Origin of the sequence: Micromonospora sp. WMMD812 (assembly GCF_027497215.1) — a bacterium.
Taxonomy (GTDB): domain Bacteria; phylum Actinomycetota; class Actinomycetes; order Mycobacteriales; family Micromonosporaceae; genus Micromonospora.
Map to the genome: position 1 here is coordinate 3,479,160 of NZ_CP114904.1, position 14,265 is coordinate 3,493,424.

17 protein-coding genes are annotated in these 14,265 nt (G+C 69.9%); 7 read left to right on the forward strand and 10 right to left on the reverse strand.

Features of this window, described 5'->3' with window-relative positions; genetic code table 11:
• Positions 1 to 4: 4 nt before the first annotated feature.
• Positions 5 to 574, reverse strand: a complete 570-nt coding sequence (locus tag O7603_RS15915; RefSeq protein WP_281576490.1) for a dihydrofolate reductase family protein — start codon at positions 572 to 574, stop codon at positions 5 to 7.
• Positions 575 to 849: 275 nt separating this feature from the next.
• Here O7603_RS15915 and O7603_RS15920 point away from each other — a divergent pair, with 275 nt between their 5' ends.
• A complete protein-coding gene (locus O7603_RS15920) occupies positions 850 to 2,043 on the forward strand; it encodes a sulfite oxidase (protein ID WP_281576491.1) in 1,194 nt (397 codons plus the stop codon).
• Positions 2,044 to 2,319: 276 nt separating this feature from the next.
• On the opposite strand, the gene O7603_RS15925 is transcribed toward O7603_RS15920, so the two are convergent.
• Entirely contained in the window at positions 2,320 to 2,697 is a 378-nt protein-coding gene (locus tag O7603_RS15925) for a DUF4267 domain-containing protein (protein WP_281576492.1), read from the reverse strand.
• 109 nt (positions 2,698 to 2,806) lie between these two features.
• Here O7603_RS15925 and O7603_RS15930 point away from each other — a divergent pair, with 109 nt between their 5' ends.
• Entirely contained in the window at positions 2,807 to 3,385 is a 579-nt protein-coding gene (locus tag O7603_RS15930) for a TetR/AcrR family transcriptional regulator (RefSeq protein WP_281576493.1), read from the forward strand.
• Between the two features lie 124 nt (positions 3,386 to 3,509).
• Here the strand turns inward: O7603_RS15930 and O7603_RS15935 are convergent, their stop codons facing one another.
• The 3 genes from O7603_RS15935 to O7603_RS15945 all read right to left on the reverse strand — a co-directional run bounded on the left by O7603_RS15935 (position 3,510) and on the right by O7603_RS15945 (position 5,265).
• Positions 3,510 to 3,983, reverse strand: coding sequence for a DUF427 domain-containing protein (locus O7603_RS15935; protein WP_281576494.1), 474 nt, complete (start codon positions 3,981 to 3,983; stop codon positions 3,510 to 3,512).
• A gap of 18 nt (positions 3,984 to 4,001) precedes the next feature.
• Positions 4,002 to 4,274 (reverse strand): DUF427 domain-containing protein, encoded by a 273-nt coding sequence (locus tag O7603_RS15940; RefSeq protein ID WP_281576495.1) that lies wholly within the window; start codon positions 4,272 to 4,274, stop codon positions 4,002 to 4,004.
• A gap of 136 nt (positions 4,275 to 4,410) precedes the next feature.
• Positions 4,411 to 5,265 (reverse strand): ATP-binding cassette domain-containing protein, encoded by an 855-nt coding sequence (locus tag O7603_RS15945; protein WP_281576496.1) that lies wholly within the window; start codon positions 5,263 to 5,265, stop codon positions 4,411 to 4,413.
• 148 nt (positions 5,266 to 5,413) lie between these two features.
• On the opposite strand from O7603_RS15945, the gene O7603_RS15950 reads away from it, so the two are divergent.
• On the forward strand, positions 5,414 to 5,605 hold the full coding sequence (locus tag O7603_RS15950) for a hypothetical protein (protein WP_281576497.1): 192 nt from the start codon (positions 5,414 to 5,416) through the stop codon (positions 5,603 to 5,605).
• Positions 5,606 to 5,947: 342 nt separating this feature from the next.
• Here the strand turns inward: O7603_RS15950 and O7603_RS15955 are convergent, their stop codons facing one another.
• The 4 genes from O7603_RS15955 to O7603_RS15970 form a co-directional block, all read right to left on the reverse strand.
• Positions 5,948 to 6,697: an ABC transporter permease gene (locus O7603_RS15955; RefSeq protein ID WP_281576498.1), complete on the reverse strand. Its 750-nt coding sequence runs from the start codon at positions 6,695 to 6,697 to the stop codon at positions 5,948 to 5,950.
• Positions 6,694 to 7,635, reverse strand: a complete 942-nt coding sequence (locus O7603_RS15960) for an ATP-binding cassette domain-containing protein (RefSeq protein ID WP_281576499.1) — start codon at positions 7,633 to 7,635, stop codon at positions 6,694 to 6,696. The genes O7603_RS15955 and O7603_RS15960 overlap by 4 nt, the downstream gene beginning before the upstream one ends.
• On the reverse strand, positions 7,632 to 8,066 hold the full coding sequence (locus O7603_RS15965; RefSeq protein WP_281576500.1) for a hypothetical protein: 435 nt from the start codon (positions 8,064 to 8,066) through the stop codon (positions 7,632 to 7,634). The genes O7603_RS15960 and O7603_RS15965 overlap by 4 nt, the downstream gene beginning before the upstream one ends.
• Positions 8,067 to 8,272: 206 nt before the next feature.
• Positions 8,273 to 9,073 (reverse strand): GNAT family N-acetyltransferase, encoded by an 801-nt coding sequence (locus O7603_RS15970; RefSeq protein WP_281576501.1) that lies wholly within the window; start codon positions 9,071 to 9,073, stop codon positions 8,273 to 8,275.
• Positions 9,074 to 9,262: 189 nt separating this feature from the next.
• On the opposite strand from O7603_RS15970, the gene O7603_RS15975 reads away from it, so the two are divergent.
• A complete protein-coding gene (locus tag O7603_RS15975; protein ID WP_281576502.1) occupies positions 9,263 to 10,150 on the forward strand; it encodes a LysR family transcriptional regulator in 888 nt (295 codons plus the stop codon).
• 45 nt (positions 10,151 to 10,195) lie between these two features.
• Here O7603_RS15975 and O7603_RS15980 read toward each other — a convergent pair whose 3' ends face one another.
• Positions 10,196 to 10,351, reverse strand: a complete 156-nt coding sequence (locus O7603_RS15980) for a hypothetical protein (RefSeq protein WP_281576503.1) — start codon at positions 10,349 to 10,351, stop codon at positions 10,196 to 10,198.
• A gap of 34 nt (positions 10,352 to 10,385) precedes the next feature.
• Here O7603_RS15980 and O7603_RS15985 point away from each other — a divergent pair, with 34 nt between their 5' ends.
• The 3 genes from O7603_RS15985 (at position 10,386) to O7603_RS15995 (ending at position 14,232) form a co-directional block, all read left to right on the forward strand.
• Positions 10,386 to 10,508, forward strand: a complete 123-nt coding sequence (locus O7603_RS15985; protein ID WP_281576504.1) for a hypothetical protein — start codon at positions 10,386 to 10,388, stop codon at positions 10,506 to 10,508.
• A 279-nt stretch (positions 10,509 to 10,787) separates the two neighbouring features.
• Complete coding sequence (locus O7603_RS15990; protein ID WP_281576505.1) at positions 10,788 to 11,729, forward strand: fatty acid desaturase; 942 nt, start codon at positions 10,788 to 10,790, stop codon at positions 11,727 to 11,729.
• Between the two features lie 283 nt (positions 11,730 to 12,012).
• Positions 12,013 to 14,232, forward strand: coding sequence for a choice-of-anchor J domain-containing protein (locus O7603_RS15995; protein WP_281576506.1), 2,220 nt, complete (start codon positions 12,013 to 12,015; stop codon positions 14,230 to 14,232).
• The last annotated feature ends 33 nt before the right edge of the window (positions 14,233 to 14,265 follow it).

The following is a 14,265-nucleotide window of genomic DNA, read 5'->3' on the forward strand; positions in this document are numbered from 1 at the left end:
TCCTTCAGCGCTGGACATAGGTGGAGATCGTGGCGCCGGTGTTGAACACCCGGCTGTCGGTCAGGGCGAAGTTCGTCACGGTGAAGGGCGCGTGGAACAGGGGGATGCCGGAGCCGAGGACCACCGGGTAGCGCTTGAGGACCAGTTCGTCGATCTCGTCGACCAGCTGCCCGGCGAGCGTCGCGCCACCGCAGAGCCAGATGCCCATCCCGTCCTGGCGCTTGAGCTCGCGGACGAACTCCACCGGATCGCCGTCGACGATCTCCACCGCCGGATCGCGCTGTTTCAGCGTCCGGGAGAACACGTACTGCCGGAGATGGGCGTACGGGCTGGTGATGCCGAGGGCCAGGGCCGGTTCGTAGGTGGCGCGGCCCATCAGGACGGTGTCGAACCTCGCGTTGGCCGCTTCGGCAATCCCGAGTGGCTCCCGCGCGTGGACCGGCATGGTCTCCGGGTAGTCGGCCAGGATGGCCGCGGCCAGATCCCCCTCGAACGCGAAGAAGTCGAACTCGCCGTCCGGCCCAGCGATGAACCCATCCAGGCTGGTGGCGATGTAGTACGTCAGTTTTCGCACGTCAGACGCTGCTTTCCAGAGATGGTGTTGACCGCTGGAACGGTAGTTGGATCATCCGCGGCCGGCATCGGTAGCACCGACGTAACGTGACCGACGAGCCCGGGCCGGTCCCAACGCCGCTTGCTGGCGGCGTGCTGGCTGTCACGGGCGTGTTGATCAGGAGATGAGGAGCGGAGTTCCCGGGCTCGGTGCTGGCGCTGTTACCTCGCCAATGCCCGCGGCCCACCACGCCGGGCTGGCCGAACGGGCGCCGGAGCGCGACCTCGCACGCCACGATGAGCACCAGGAGTAAGCGGGCCGACGGCCTGGTCGCGGTCACAGCTCGGGCCCACCCGCCGTTTGCGCGGGGTCGCAGCGTGGTCAACGCGGTCGGCCTGGGCGATGAAGGGACGCGCATGTGGGGCAAGCGGGACGACATGGTCGTCCACCAGACGGAGCCGTTCAACGCCGAGCCACCGCCGGCCGCGCTTGCCGGGTTGCTGACCCCGGCCGACGCCTTCTACAGCCGCAACCATGGATCGATACCGCAGATCGACCCGTCGACCTGGCAGCTGCGCGTCGATGGCCTCGTCGACCGGGAGCTGGACCTGTCCCTGGCGGATCTGCAGGAGCGGTTCCCGCCCCGCACCGAGGTGGCCACGCTCGCGTGCGCGGGCAACCGGCGAGCCGCGCTGATGGCCGTACGGGACATCCCGGGCCAGACCCCATGGGGGTCCGCCGCCATCTCGACGGCCGACTGGACCGGCGTGCGTCTCGCCGACGTGCTCGCCGCGGCCGGACCCGCCTCCGATGCGGCGCACATCGCCTTCACCGCCCCGGACGTCGCCCAGGCCGCGGATCCGCCGCAACCGTTCGGCGGCTCCATCCCGCTACGCAAAGCCCTCTCCGACGAGGTGCTGCTGGCCTGGTCGATGAACGGGCAACCGCTGCCCGCCGCGCACGGCGGGCCGCTGCGCGTCGTAGTGCCCGGCTACATCGGCGCCCGCAGCGTCAAGTGGGTGCAGAGCATCACCGCCCTGGCACAGCCGTCGGACAACTACTTCCAGGCGGTGGACTACCGACTTCTGCCCCCCGACGCCGACCCCACCCGGCCTGGGCAGGGCTTCGCACTCGGCCCGGTCGCCGTGACCTCCGCGATCCTCGCCCCCGACGATGGCGCCAGCCTGGCCGCCGGCCCCACCAACGTCACCGGCTACGCCTTCGCCGGTGACGGCCGGACCGTCGTCCGCGTCGATGTCTCACCCGACGGAGGGCGGACCTGGATCCAGGCCTCCGTCGACGACGCGGCCGGCCCGTGGGCGTGGCAGCACTGGCACGCCACCCTGGACCTCGCAGCCGGCCACACAGAGATCACCGCCCGGGCGTGGGACGACGCGGGCGAGTCGCAGCCCGAGTCCCCCGCCAGCATGTGGAATCCCATGGGGTACGGCAACAACTCCTGGCCCCGGGCGCGGGTCGATATCCGCTGACCGGCTCTTCTGGAGGCTCGTCACGCAGTCGTGCCGGGTAGTCGACACGCTGCGCGCGACCAGCAGACTGCCTCCAGGGTCTGATCTTCAAGGTGGTCGTGGGTGCGGTACTTCGCGCTCAACGGCACCGATCATCACAGCCACGACGAGCAGAACGCGCTCATCGCCGCCTACGTCCGCCGGCACGACGCCCGCGCCGAGCCGAAGCGGGATTTCGCATCCGATTCACCCATCCGTCAGTGGACGCAAGACCCCGCCGAGACGCGTGACGAGCGGTTACGCGACGAGGAGGAGCACGCTGATCGCCAGCATCACCACCGCGGTGGCGCCGTGGATGCCGTAGACGGCCGCCTTGGGCCCGTTGCTGCGCAGCACGATCAACGCGTCGCCCACGGGTATGCCGGTGGCGGCCAGCATGAACCAGCCCAGCAGGTGGGGTGACGCGTTGGCCACCAGGATGAAGATGAAGAGCCCGGAGGCTATGTCGCGCACGGCCTTGACGGCCAGCCATGCGTGGAAGCTGCGGTCCCCGGTCGGTGTGCCGGGGATGCCGAAACCGACCGCGGCCTGCGGCGCCCAGAAGGCACGGGCGCCGACGAAGATGATGCCCACGCCGATCAGTCCGGCGAGCACGGTGGCGACGGTGGTGAGCATGGTTGGTTCCTCTCGGTAGCGGCGGCCCACTAGATTCCTAGCGGCGCTAGCAGTCGTGCCGATGATAGAGTTACCTTCGGCAGGATGTCTAGCGCTGCTAGGATGGGTCGTGTCCGTCATCAGAGAGCGCCGCGAACGTGAACGCGCCCAACGCCACCAGCTGATCATCACAGCAGCCCGCGAACTCGCCGAGGCCGAAGGCTGGGAGGCGGTGACGACGCGAAGGCTCGCTGAACACGTCGAGTACAGCCAGCCCGTGCTGTACAGCCACTTCAGCGGCAAGGACGCCATCGTCCGCGCCGTCGCGATCGACGGGTTCGTCGAACTCGCCGCCCACCTGCGCCGTGCCCGGCTGGCCAACCCCGAGCCACGGCAGGCCCTGCACGCCGTCTGCCGCGCCTACCTGGAGTTCGCTACCGAGCGGCCCGCCCTCTACCAGGCCATGTTCGTCATGCCGACCGACGTGAAGTTCGCGCACGCCGAGACACCACCCCCACTGCGCGCGGGCTTCGACGAATTCGTCAGCTGCTTCCGCCCGGACAACGCGCGACGCGAACTGGTCGCCGAAGTCATCTGGAGCGCGTTGCACGGCATAGCCACCCTGTCGGGCAGCGGCCGTATCCCCCCGGACACTCAGGAGGAGCGGCTCGACTTCCTCATCACCCAGCTCGCCGACACCCCAAGCTGACCGGCCCCACGCCCCATGAAGGGGTCAATGGAAGCCCAAGGATCAGAGCCGAGCCACCGACTCCAGGGCACCTGCCCTGCGCCGTCGCTGATCTGAGCCGCCCCACCGCGACGGCACGGCCAGGTCAGGAGAAGTGCGTCCTCGGTCGGCTGAGCCGCTCGCCGTCGACGATCAGATCGACCTTCTCGTTGTAGAAGGTGATCAGGCCGGCGATCGGCAGCAGCGCCGCGGTGGGGAAGGCGTACGACCAGGCCAGGTCCGGATGCACGGCGCCGTCGACGCGGACGGACCAGTAGTTGCTGGTCCGGCCCTTGTACGGACAGGCGGTCGTCGTCTCGGACGGCACAAGGTGGCCGAAGTTCACGTCGGTGCGGTTGAGGTAGTAGCGGGTCGGAAGACCGGTCTCGAAGGCCAGCACCGGCGACGTCGACTCGGCCAGGACGACACCCTCCAGCTCCACCCGTACGCTGCGGGTCGACCGCAGCGCGTCCACCCGCGCATACGGGTTCCGGGGGTGCACGTAGACCTCCTCGTCCTCCTCGAACCAGTTGTCCAGGGCGGCCCAGTCGAACCGGATCGTGTCGGCCAGCCCTGGCAACGCGTCGTCGCCGTACCATCAAGCGCACGAGGAACGGGTCGTCTCGCTCACTCGCAGCCCGTGCAGCCGCCCGGGGCCGCGCCGCGACTCCTCCGTGCGCTGCTCGTCAACCAGCAGGCCGTGATTCACGTCGGCGATCGGGATGTAGTACTGGGGGTAGAACGGCCATTCCCACACGTACCACGCCCGGCTGGTGTCCAACACCTGCTCGCCGGCGAGGAAGGCGCGGACCCGGCGGGGCACCGGCTCGATGTGGTCGACCGGGGTGATCGCCTTCGGATACTCCGCCACCCTGTCCTCCTTCACGCAGATCGGGCACCGGTTTCAACGATCAGCACCGCCCGCCGGTGCCGTCGCGCTCGGCGTCGCACCAGATTCCGGGGCCCCGGGGCGGGAGATGCCGCCGAGCGGGCTCCCCGGCAGGAGATCACCCACCGGCATGGGGATGCCGCCTGACTATGTGCCGCGACCCAGGCACGACGTGGCCGGCACGTAGCTGCAGGTGAGCGCCGGTGAACCGAGCCCGCGTGCGGCGGTCGTGGGTGACGACGACCACCGCACCCGGGTAATCGACCAGCGCCTGCTCCAACTCCTCGACCAGAGCCGGGCTGAGGTGGTTGGTCGGCTCGTCCAGTAGCAGCAGGTCGACCGGCCTGCTGACCAGGCGGGCCAATTCGAGCCTGCGAAGTTGTCCGTACGACAGCTCCCTCACCCGCAACCGCAGGTCAGCCGGCCGGAACAGGCCCAGCGACAGCAACTCGTCCGGGTCAGCAGCCTGCCCGTCGGCGAACGCCTCCAACACCGTCAGGTTCGGCGGCCACGGCGTCATCTCCTGCCGCAGGTGACCGATCCGGCCTCGGGTGCGCACCGTTCCCTCGTCCGGGCGCAGTTCTCCTGCCAGGACACGGATGAGGGTGGACTTGCCCGCCCCGTTGGGCCCGGTGACCAGAAGCCGGCCTGTGCCCCCGATCCGCAGGGACGGCACATACAGCCGGTCGGTGACGCGGACCTCGGTGAGCTCGGCAACCGTCTCCGGGGCGTCGTTGTCGTCGCCGGTGATGCTGGCCGCGAACACCAGCGGGTCGGGCGGCGGCGCGACCGGGTTACCCGTGAGACGCTCGATGCACTCCTTGGCGTTGCGGATGCGTCCCATCGCACCGTGATCACGGCCGCGGGCCCGGAAGGCGCCGTGCCCGAACTTGGCCATAGGCGCCTTCCGCGGGATCGCTTCCAGACGGAACGCGTTGGCGGCAGCGAGCTTGTGGGGTACGGACAAGCTCATCGCGCCAGGCTTCGTATTCCTGCAGCCGACGCCGGCGTTCGGCGGCCTTGGCCATCAAGTACCCGTCGTAACCGTCGCCGTGGCGTGTCACCACGCCGTCACCGACTTCCAAGATCGTATCGGTGACTCGGCTGAGAAACTCCCGGTCATGGGTGACCGCGAGCACTGTGCCGCGGTGCTGCCGCAGGCGCGCCTCCAGCCAGCCCACGGCCTGATCATCCAGGTCATTGGTCGGCTCATCGAGCTCGATTTGCCGGCGCCGTTGTCGCCGATGATGCCGGCTTTCTCGCCCGGTTTGACGCTGAAGGACACTGCGTCCAGCACGACGCGCTCGTCGTAGCGGCGGATGATGTTGTGCAGCGAAAGTTGCGACGTAAGCAAAACGGCCCTCATCTCGCAGGCTGATCGGAACGTCCGCCGCCATACCGGCCGTCTGGCCGCGAGGGCCAGGTGTTGCTCAGGTGGGGTGGTTGTTCGCCTGGCGGTCGGTGTGCCTCTGAGCGCTATATCTGTGCGCGGTGATGATTGAAGGGGTGCCGAGCCCAGGCGCGCTCTCGATGCGCTGGGCATCTTCAACCCCGCAGTGTTCTCTGAGCCATCGGTGGTGCCCATAGGTCACGGCACCGCCTCGTCGGGCTAGTTCTCCGAGGCGGCGCCGCAAAAACCCCCACACCGGCCGGGATCACGCTCGCTTCGTGAAGGTGAAACGCGCCCATAGGTAGCCGACGAGCGCGATCGCCACGCACCAGGCGACGGCGACGGCCGCGTCGGTGGTGTCGGGCGCGCCGTCGAGCAGCCCACGCATGGTCTCGATGATCGGCGTGAAGGGCTGGTACTCGGCGAACTGCCGCAGGCCCGGGCCCATCTTCTCCGCCGGAACGATCGCGCTGCTGAAGAACGGCAGCATGACCAGCGGCACGGCGGCCATACCCGCTGTCTCCGGCGACTTCGCCGACAGCCCCAGCGCGACGGTGAACCAGCCCGCCGCAGACGCGAGCAGCACCGCGACGCCGCCCACACCGAGCCAGTCGGTCAGGCTCGCCTTCGGGCTGAACCCCAGCAGGAAGGCCACCCCGACGAGCGCCGCGATGGCCATCACGTTGGTCAGCACGCTGGTGATGACGTGGCCGGTCAGCACCGCGCCGCGGGAGACGTCCATGACCTTGAACCGGTTGATGATGCCCTTGGTCATATCGGAATTCACCGCCGTCGCGGTGCCGCCCAGCCCGTAGCAGACAGCCAGCAGGATCAGGCCCGGCGTCGCGTAGTCGATGTAGTCGACCCCGACGCTGAAGGCGTCGCCGAACACGTACACGAACATCAGCATGATGATGATCGGCATCAGGACCGCGTTGAACACCGACGTCGGGTTCCGGATGAGGTGCTTGACGTTGCGGCGCAGCATGACCAGCGAGTGGGACTGGGCGCTCATTTCGCGTCCACCTCCGTGGTGTGGCCCGTCAGGGCGAGGAAGACATCGTCGAGGTCGGGGGTGTGCACGGAGCACTCCTCGGCGCTGAGGGAGTGCTCGTCGAGCCGGTCCAGCAGGGCTCGCAGCGACTTCGTGCCGCCGTCGGCGGGCACCCGCAGGGCCAGCGCATCGTCGTCGCGGGTCGCCTCGGGGAAGACCCCCGCGGCGGCGTCGAGTTCGGCGGCGGTGGTGAACCGCAGCCGCACGTGGGTTCCGGGGATGAGGCGCTTGAGCTCCTCAGGCGTACCCTGGGCGACCAGGCGGCCCCGGTCGAGCACCGCGACGCGGTCGGCCAACTGGTCGGCCTCCTCCAGGTACTGCGTGGTGAGGAAGACGGTCACGCCGTCGGCGACCAGGTCACGCACGATCGACCACATGGTGCGGCGGCTGCGCGGGTCCAGGCCCGTCGTCGGCTCGTCGAGAAAGATGATCTGCGGGTTGCCGACCAGCGTCATCGCCAGGTCGAGCTTGCGGCGCATGCCCCCGGAGTAGGTGGAGGTCGGCTTGTCCGCCGAAGCGGTCAGCTCGAACCGGTCCAGCAGGTCCGCGACGATCCGCTCGCCGCTGCCGGCGACCTTGCGGTTGAGGTCCGCCATCAGCTGGAGGTTCTCCCGGCCGGTCAGCAGCTCGTCGACGGCCGCGAACTGGCCGGTGACGCCGATGGCCGCGCGGACCGCCTTGGCGTCGGTGGCAAGGTCGTGGCCGGCGACACGGACCGTGCCGCCGTCGGCCTGCATCAGGGTGGTGAGCACGTTCACCGTCGTCGTCTTGCCCGCGCCGTTGGGGCCGAGCAGGGAGAACACCGTGCCTGCGAGGACTTCGAAGTCGATGCCGTCGAGGACGGCCTTGTCCTTGTACGCCTTGCGCAGGCCGGAGACCGAGATCGCTGCGGTCGTCATGTGGTCACCTGAGAGGTGGCCGCAGCGGCATCGAGCGCCGCGATGATCTTGTTGGTCATGTCGGCGACGGTGGGGCTGGGCTCGCCCCGCCGAGTCCGGACGGCCGCGTCCAGGGCGACGACGACGGTGCGGCGGAAGTTGTCGGCCTCGGACGGAGCCTGCTCGGCGAGCAGGCGCATCGCCTCGGTCAGTGCGGGCAGCACGCGGTCGGCGATCTCGGCCACCGACCTGCCGCTCAGGTCCACTCCTGTGGACTTCTCCGCGAGCACGTGCCCGACCAGGCCGGTTGCCGAGGCCAGGGCGATGGACCCATCGGTGGCGATCTTGTGGGGTGAGCCGCCGGCGACGCCGGCGGCCGACAGCAGCGTAACGGCACCGTATGCGGCTGTTCGGAGCGTGAGTTTGTCGTGGGCAGAGAGGGTGACGGACATAGTGATGAACTCCTTCGCGGTTCACGTCAGTCGGATTCAATGGAGGTTGCGGTCACCGAGGGGCAAGCCGCGATCATTCGGGGGGTCCCTGCCTCCGGCTGGGAGGGCGCACTTTCGCTGGCGGACAAGACCTTTCATGACAAACCTCTCCTCGGCGGCGCGCGTTGGCTGCGTGTGCCGCTGGACTAGCGGGTCGGGGCCGGCGGTTACGGCAGGGTCAGCTCGTAGAGAAGGCTCCGCCCGAGGGGGTGGAAGCCCAGGTGCCGACGCAGGGCGAGCTGGCCGGGGTCGTCTTGGGCGGTTCGGGTCTCGATCTCCTCGACGTGTGGGTGGATCTCGCGTAGTCGCTGGATCAGAGCGGCGTTGACCCAGAGGCCCAGCCGCCGTCCGCGATGGCCGACAAGCACGGCAGGCCCGTATTGGCGGGCGCGGCGCTGCGGCAGCGCACCCATCGTCGCCAGGGCGTAGGCGACCAAGCCGCCGTCCGCTTCCGCGGCGCTCACCACCGCGTCACCGCGACGGCTCGGGCGCCGGAGCAGTTGCTCGACCCTGGTCGTGCCGGACAGGTCGCCGCTCCAGTAGCGCAGCCGGTATCCGGGGTGCTCGATGTCGACCAGCTCACCCAGCCAGGCATGGTGAACATCGCAGTAGCTGAGCAGGTCATGGCCCCTGGATCCGGTGCGCCGGAAACCGTGCCGCACACAGAACGACTCCGCGGCGGAACCCGCGGCGACCTCCACGGTCAGCCGCTGCCCTACGGCGTGTGCACTGACGGCGGCCAGTAGCCGCGATCCAATCCCGCGTCGGCGCCATTGCGGCTCCACGCACAGGCTCAGCTCGAGGGTGCCCGGCTGCAGGGCCGTCGGCAGCGGCAATTCGTACTCGAACGGCATGACCGGACGCAGGCCGGCGACCCCGGCCACCAAGCCGGGGGGCGTCACAGCGTGCCACCGTGGGGTCCCGAGGTGATCCGGCTCCGCCACGACGTCGATCAAGCGTTCGCTCATGCGTCCACCATCGTCCGGCCGTCCCTGCCGAACAACGCAAAAGATCGCACCGCCGCATTAGTCACCGGTAATCGATCGACAGCAGACCCTGCGACGGCCGATGGTCCGGGTCACGCTCGCGCAACGAGCCGCTGTCGCGGCCGTAGACTGCCCCACTCAAGGGCGCGATGATCGGAGATAGGGCCGCCGGTGGAACTGCGTGATATCGAGATCTTCCTGACGCTGACCGAAGAGCTCCACTTCGGTCGCACGGCTGAACGCCTGCACGTGTCCCAGTCGCGGGTCAGTCAGTCGATCAAACAGCAGGAACGCCGGATCGGCGGGGGCCTGTTCGAGCGTACGAGCCGTGCCGTTCGGCTTACTCCGCTCGGCGAGCGGCTGCGCGACCGCCTCCGCGCCGGCTACAGCGAGATCATTTCCGGCATCGAGGAGGCCGCCGCCACGGCCCGCGGCCAGGCCGGCACGCTGACCGTCGGCACGATGGCCACCCACTACCGGTCGGTTGAGGCCGCCCTCGACCTGTTCCGGCAGCGGCACCCGCAATGCGAGCTGCGCCTGCGCGAGATCTTGCCTACCGACCCGCTCGGGGCACTGCGGGCCGGTTCGGTCGACATCGGGATCCTCTGGCTACCCATCCGCGAGCCCGACCTCGCGGTCGGGCCGGTCCTGCACAGCGAGGATCTGGTACTGGCGGTCGCCGCTGACCACCCGCTGGCCGACCAGGGCAGGGTCGAGCTGGAGGATCTCGGCGATCATCCGGTTATCTACCCCGAGGGAGCCATTCCCGACTATGTGTGGCAGGCGCACACACCGTCCACGACACCGGCCGGACGGCCCATCCGGCGCGGGCTGGGCGTCGTCACCCTCGAGGAGGCCTTCCGGGCGATCGCCGGCGGCAGCGTCGTGTCTCCGATCGGATCGGACGTGGCATCCACCCGGCAGCGAGGCGACATCACCTTCCTGCCCATCACCGACGGACCGGTGTTGCACTACGCGCCGGTGTGGCGCAACGACGGGGAGACCGCTCTGGTACGCGCCTTCGTCCAAGCCGCCACAGAGGCGCAGCAGACGAAATAGCAGGGCACCGCGCTGACCCTCCCACCTGCAGGCCGCGACTGCGGCTCACACCGGGCTGACCGCGCCGTACGGCGGCGCCGAGTGCGAGGACCCGCCCGGCAGCTTCCAGATCTTCGTCAGTCCCAACGCCAACTCGAACCAGGCGCTGAAGAACGGCGAGAAGCCGCCGGCCGAGCCGAAGTGCGGCAACGGCTTCCGCAACGCGTGGAGCCCCGACGGCAAGACCACCATCCAGGTGGCCAGCGGCGGCCGGCTCTCCGACGCGGAGATGGTCAAGATCCTGAAGGGCATCACGCTCGCCGACGTCAGCGACGACCGCACCTGGCCGCAGGCCGCCACCGCCCTGCGGGCCGGCTGACCCGCCCGCCCTTCCGCGGGCGGTCCGTCCCGACCCCTCCCTGGCACCCCCCGCCCGGGACGGCCGCCCGCGCCGGCCCCCGGCAGCGAACGAGTGTCGCTGTCGAGGGCCGGCGCGTTGGCGCTACGGCTGGGGTAGCTGTCCGTCATCGGCGGCGGGGCTTCGGCATCTGCCAGTTCAAGCGGGCTTGCCGACCGCACCGCGTTCGTCCGCGGCCGTACATCGAGCTGTCGCGCGGCGGTTGCGCGGCCGTCGCCTTCCAGGCGGACGGTACGAGCCGTGCAGACCCCCGCGCCACTCCGGGCCCGGCCGCACACCACCACGTCGCTGACCCTCGTCACCGCGGCGGCCGGCTGCCTGATGCTCCAGCTCTTCGTGTTGCCGCTGTGGCTGCTGCCGCGCACGGGCGTCGCCGCGTGGCTGCTGGTCCCGCTCGTCGCGCTGTCGATTCCACTGTGGTCGGTGCTGCACGAGGCGATCCACGGCTCGCTGCTGGCCGACCGCCGATCCAACGACCGGCTCGGCCGGATGCTCGCCGTCGGGTACGGCGCGCCGTTCATCCTGTTGAAGACCGGGCACCTGCTGCACCACCGCTACAGCCGCACGCAGCGGGAGCGGACCGAGATCTTCGACCCGTCCCACACCACGTGGCTGGCCCGGGCGCCCGGCTACTACCTGCGGCTGTTCGGCGGGCTCTACCTCGCCGAGGTCGCCACCGTGGGGCTCGCGGCCGTACCGGCCGCGGGCTGGCGCCGGGTCGCCCGCCGGCTCGACGCTCCCGACACGGTCACCGGGATGCTGTTGACCACCGTGCGACGGCGGCATCTGCGGGAGTTCCGGGTCGACGCCGCCGCGACCGTCGCGCTGTACACCGCGTCGGCGGTCGCGTACGGCCGGCACGCCTGGCTGCTTGTCGCGGCGGTCGCCGGGCGGGCCGTGCTGGTCTCGCTCGCCGACAACGCCTACCACTACGGCACCCGGCTGGACGCGCCGCTGGAGGCGATGAACCTGGCCCTGCCGCGTCCGCTGGAGACGTTCGTGCTGGCGTTCAACCTGCACAGCGTGCACCATCGCCACCCCGGGCTGCCGTGGCACCAACTGCGCCGCGCGTTCGTCGCGGACGAGGACCGGTTCCACCTCGGCTGGTTCGCGGCGGTCGCCCGCCAGGCGCGCGGCCCGATCCCGGTCACCGCCCTGCGGGACCGGCCGCCGGACAGTTGACCGGGTCGACGCAAGGGCATGACGCTCGCCGACCGCACCTGGCCGCCAGCCGCCGCCCTGCGGGTCGGTTGACCTGGCCTTACTGCCCGACGCCCCTCCCCTGGGCCTGCCTCGGCGGCCCCGCCGGGTCCGGTTCGCCCCGGTGGACGACGCGGCCGGTGCGGCGGATCTTGCGGCCAGGTCATTGCCAAAGGCAACTATCTGGCGTACGAACGTGGATGTCATTCCGGTGGATCTCGACGGAGACCCCGTCCACCGGACTCACCAGACCCAAGGGGGGCCAATGGCACGCAGCCGGATCGCCGGTGCCGCAGCCATCTCACTCGTCGTACCGCTCCTGAGTGTCCTTCCCGCGACCGGCGCCGCGGCCGCGCCCGCCCAGCCGGCCGCAGCGAACGGCCGGCCCAGCGACGACACCCGCGAGCTCACCCGCAAGGACTTCACGCTCGACGGCCGCAAGGTCCAGACGCCGGCCCGCTACCAGCCGCGCGCGCAGGCCCGGTCGAAGGCGCAGGCGGCGCCGGAGACCCCGGCGGTCGGCACGGTCCGGCAGTGGCTCGGGCTCGACGACATCCAGGGCAGCTACTACCGCAAGGACTACACGCTGCGCGGCGTCGGCGACAACATCGAGGTGTGGGTCGCCAACGACCTCGCGTTCCCGGCGAACGACTGCCGCAACCAGGTCGCCTCGTCGACGCAGATCACCGACGCGCAGGTACAGAACTTCGTCCACGAGTTCGACACCAACATGTACCCCAAGGAGACGGCCGCGTTCAGCCGGCCACCGGACCGCGACGGCACCAACACCCTCATCGGGCCGGACGCCAACGGCAACGGCGGCGTCTACACCGGCGGCGGCAACAAGACGGTCACCCTGATCGACAACGTCCGCGACGACAACTACTACCAGTTCCCGGCCGCGCCGACCTACATCGCCGGCTTCTTCTCCGCGCAGCTCAACGAGCTGTTCGACCGCAACGTGATGACCGTCGACGCGTACGACTGGCTGCACCGCACCGGGGCGAACCCGCCGGACGAGCCGACCGGCGACCTGTGCACCAGCCGCCCGGCCCGCCCGTTCAGCTACGAGGGCACCTTCGCCCACGAGTGGCAGCACCTGGCGCACTACTACACCGACCCGTTCGAGGGGACCTGGCTCAACGAGGGCCTGTCCGACTTCGCCCAGACGCTGACCGGCTACGTCGACACCACGGCGACCGTCTTCGACCGGGGCGCCGACAGCCACCTCTTCTGCTACCAGGGCTTCGGCACCGTGCAGACGCCGTACAACGCCAACCCGCGCGACTGCGGCGGCCCGGAGAACTCGCTGAACCTCTGGGACGAGAGCCCCAACGCGAACGCGGTGCTCGCCGACTACGGCAACGCGTACTCGTTCATCCAGTTCCTCTACGACCGCTACGGCACGGACATCGTCCACCGCCTGCACAACGACGGTGACCTGCAGGGCCTGGCCAGCCTCGGCGCGGCGCTGAAGGCCGAGGGCGCCAAGGACATGTACCAGGTGATCCACGACTACCAGACGATGACGCTGGTCGACAAAATCGTCGGGGACTCCCGCCTCGGGGTCATGCTCGGCGTGTCGAAGAGCCGGGTGACCAGCAAGAGCCTGCGCTCCACGGTCAACCTGGCCAACCCGGCCGCGAACGCCACCCCGGGCGCGGCCCCGAACGGCGCCGACTACGTGCCGCTGCAGAAGGCCGACGGGCAGCTGCTACGCGGCCGTGACCTGCGGTCGCTGTCGTTCCAGGGCGGCAAGACCCTGCCGGCGCTGCCGCTGGCCTGGACCGTGGTGACCAACGACCCGGACCGCGCCGGCAACCCCGTCCTGTTCTCCGGCAACGGCAACAACACCGACGCCGGCGCCGTCACCCCGGTCACCGTGCCGACGACCGACCCGACGCTGCGCTTCGTCGCCAAATACGGCGCGGAACTCGGCTTCGACTACGGCTACGTCACCGTCTCCACCGACGGCGGCGTCACCTACACCGCCATCCCCGGCGACAAGACGGTCGACGGGCCGCTCGGCCCCGCGGTCAACGGCACCACCGACGGGTTCGAGGCGCACAGCTACGACCTGTCCGCGTACGCCGGCAAGTCCGTCCTGCTCGGCTTCCGCTACGTCAGCGACGGCGGCGTCAACGAAGGCGGCTGGCTCATCGACGACATCACCGTCGGCGGCACCACGGTCAGCGACGGCAGCAGCCTCACCCCGTTCGACTCCCCCACCGAGATCAAGCCGATCAGCGTCAACAACTGGAACGTACGCCTGATCGGCCTCGACGAGCAGCACTCGCTCGCCTGGCAGTTCGAGTTCAACGGCAAGTCCAGCCTCACCCTCAACCGGGCGCAACTGGCCGTGCTGAGCCTGTTCCCGAAGGTCGTGGCCGTGGTCGCCTACGACGAACCGACCGAGCAGGTCAACCAGTACGCGCCGTACACCCTGAAGGTCAACGGCGTCGTCCAGCCGGGCGGCGCCTCCTGACCTGAACCGCTCCGACCGCCAGGGCACCTGTCA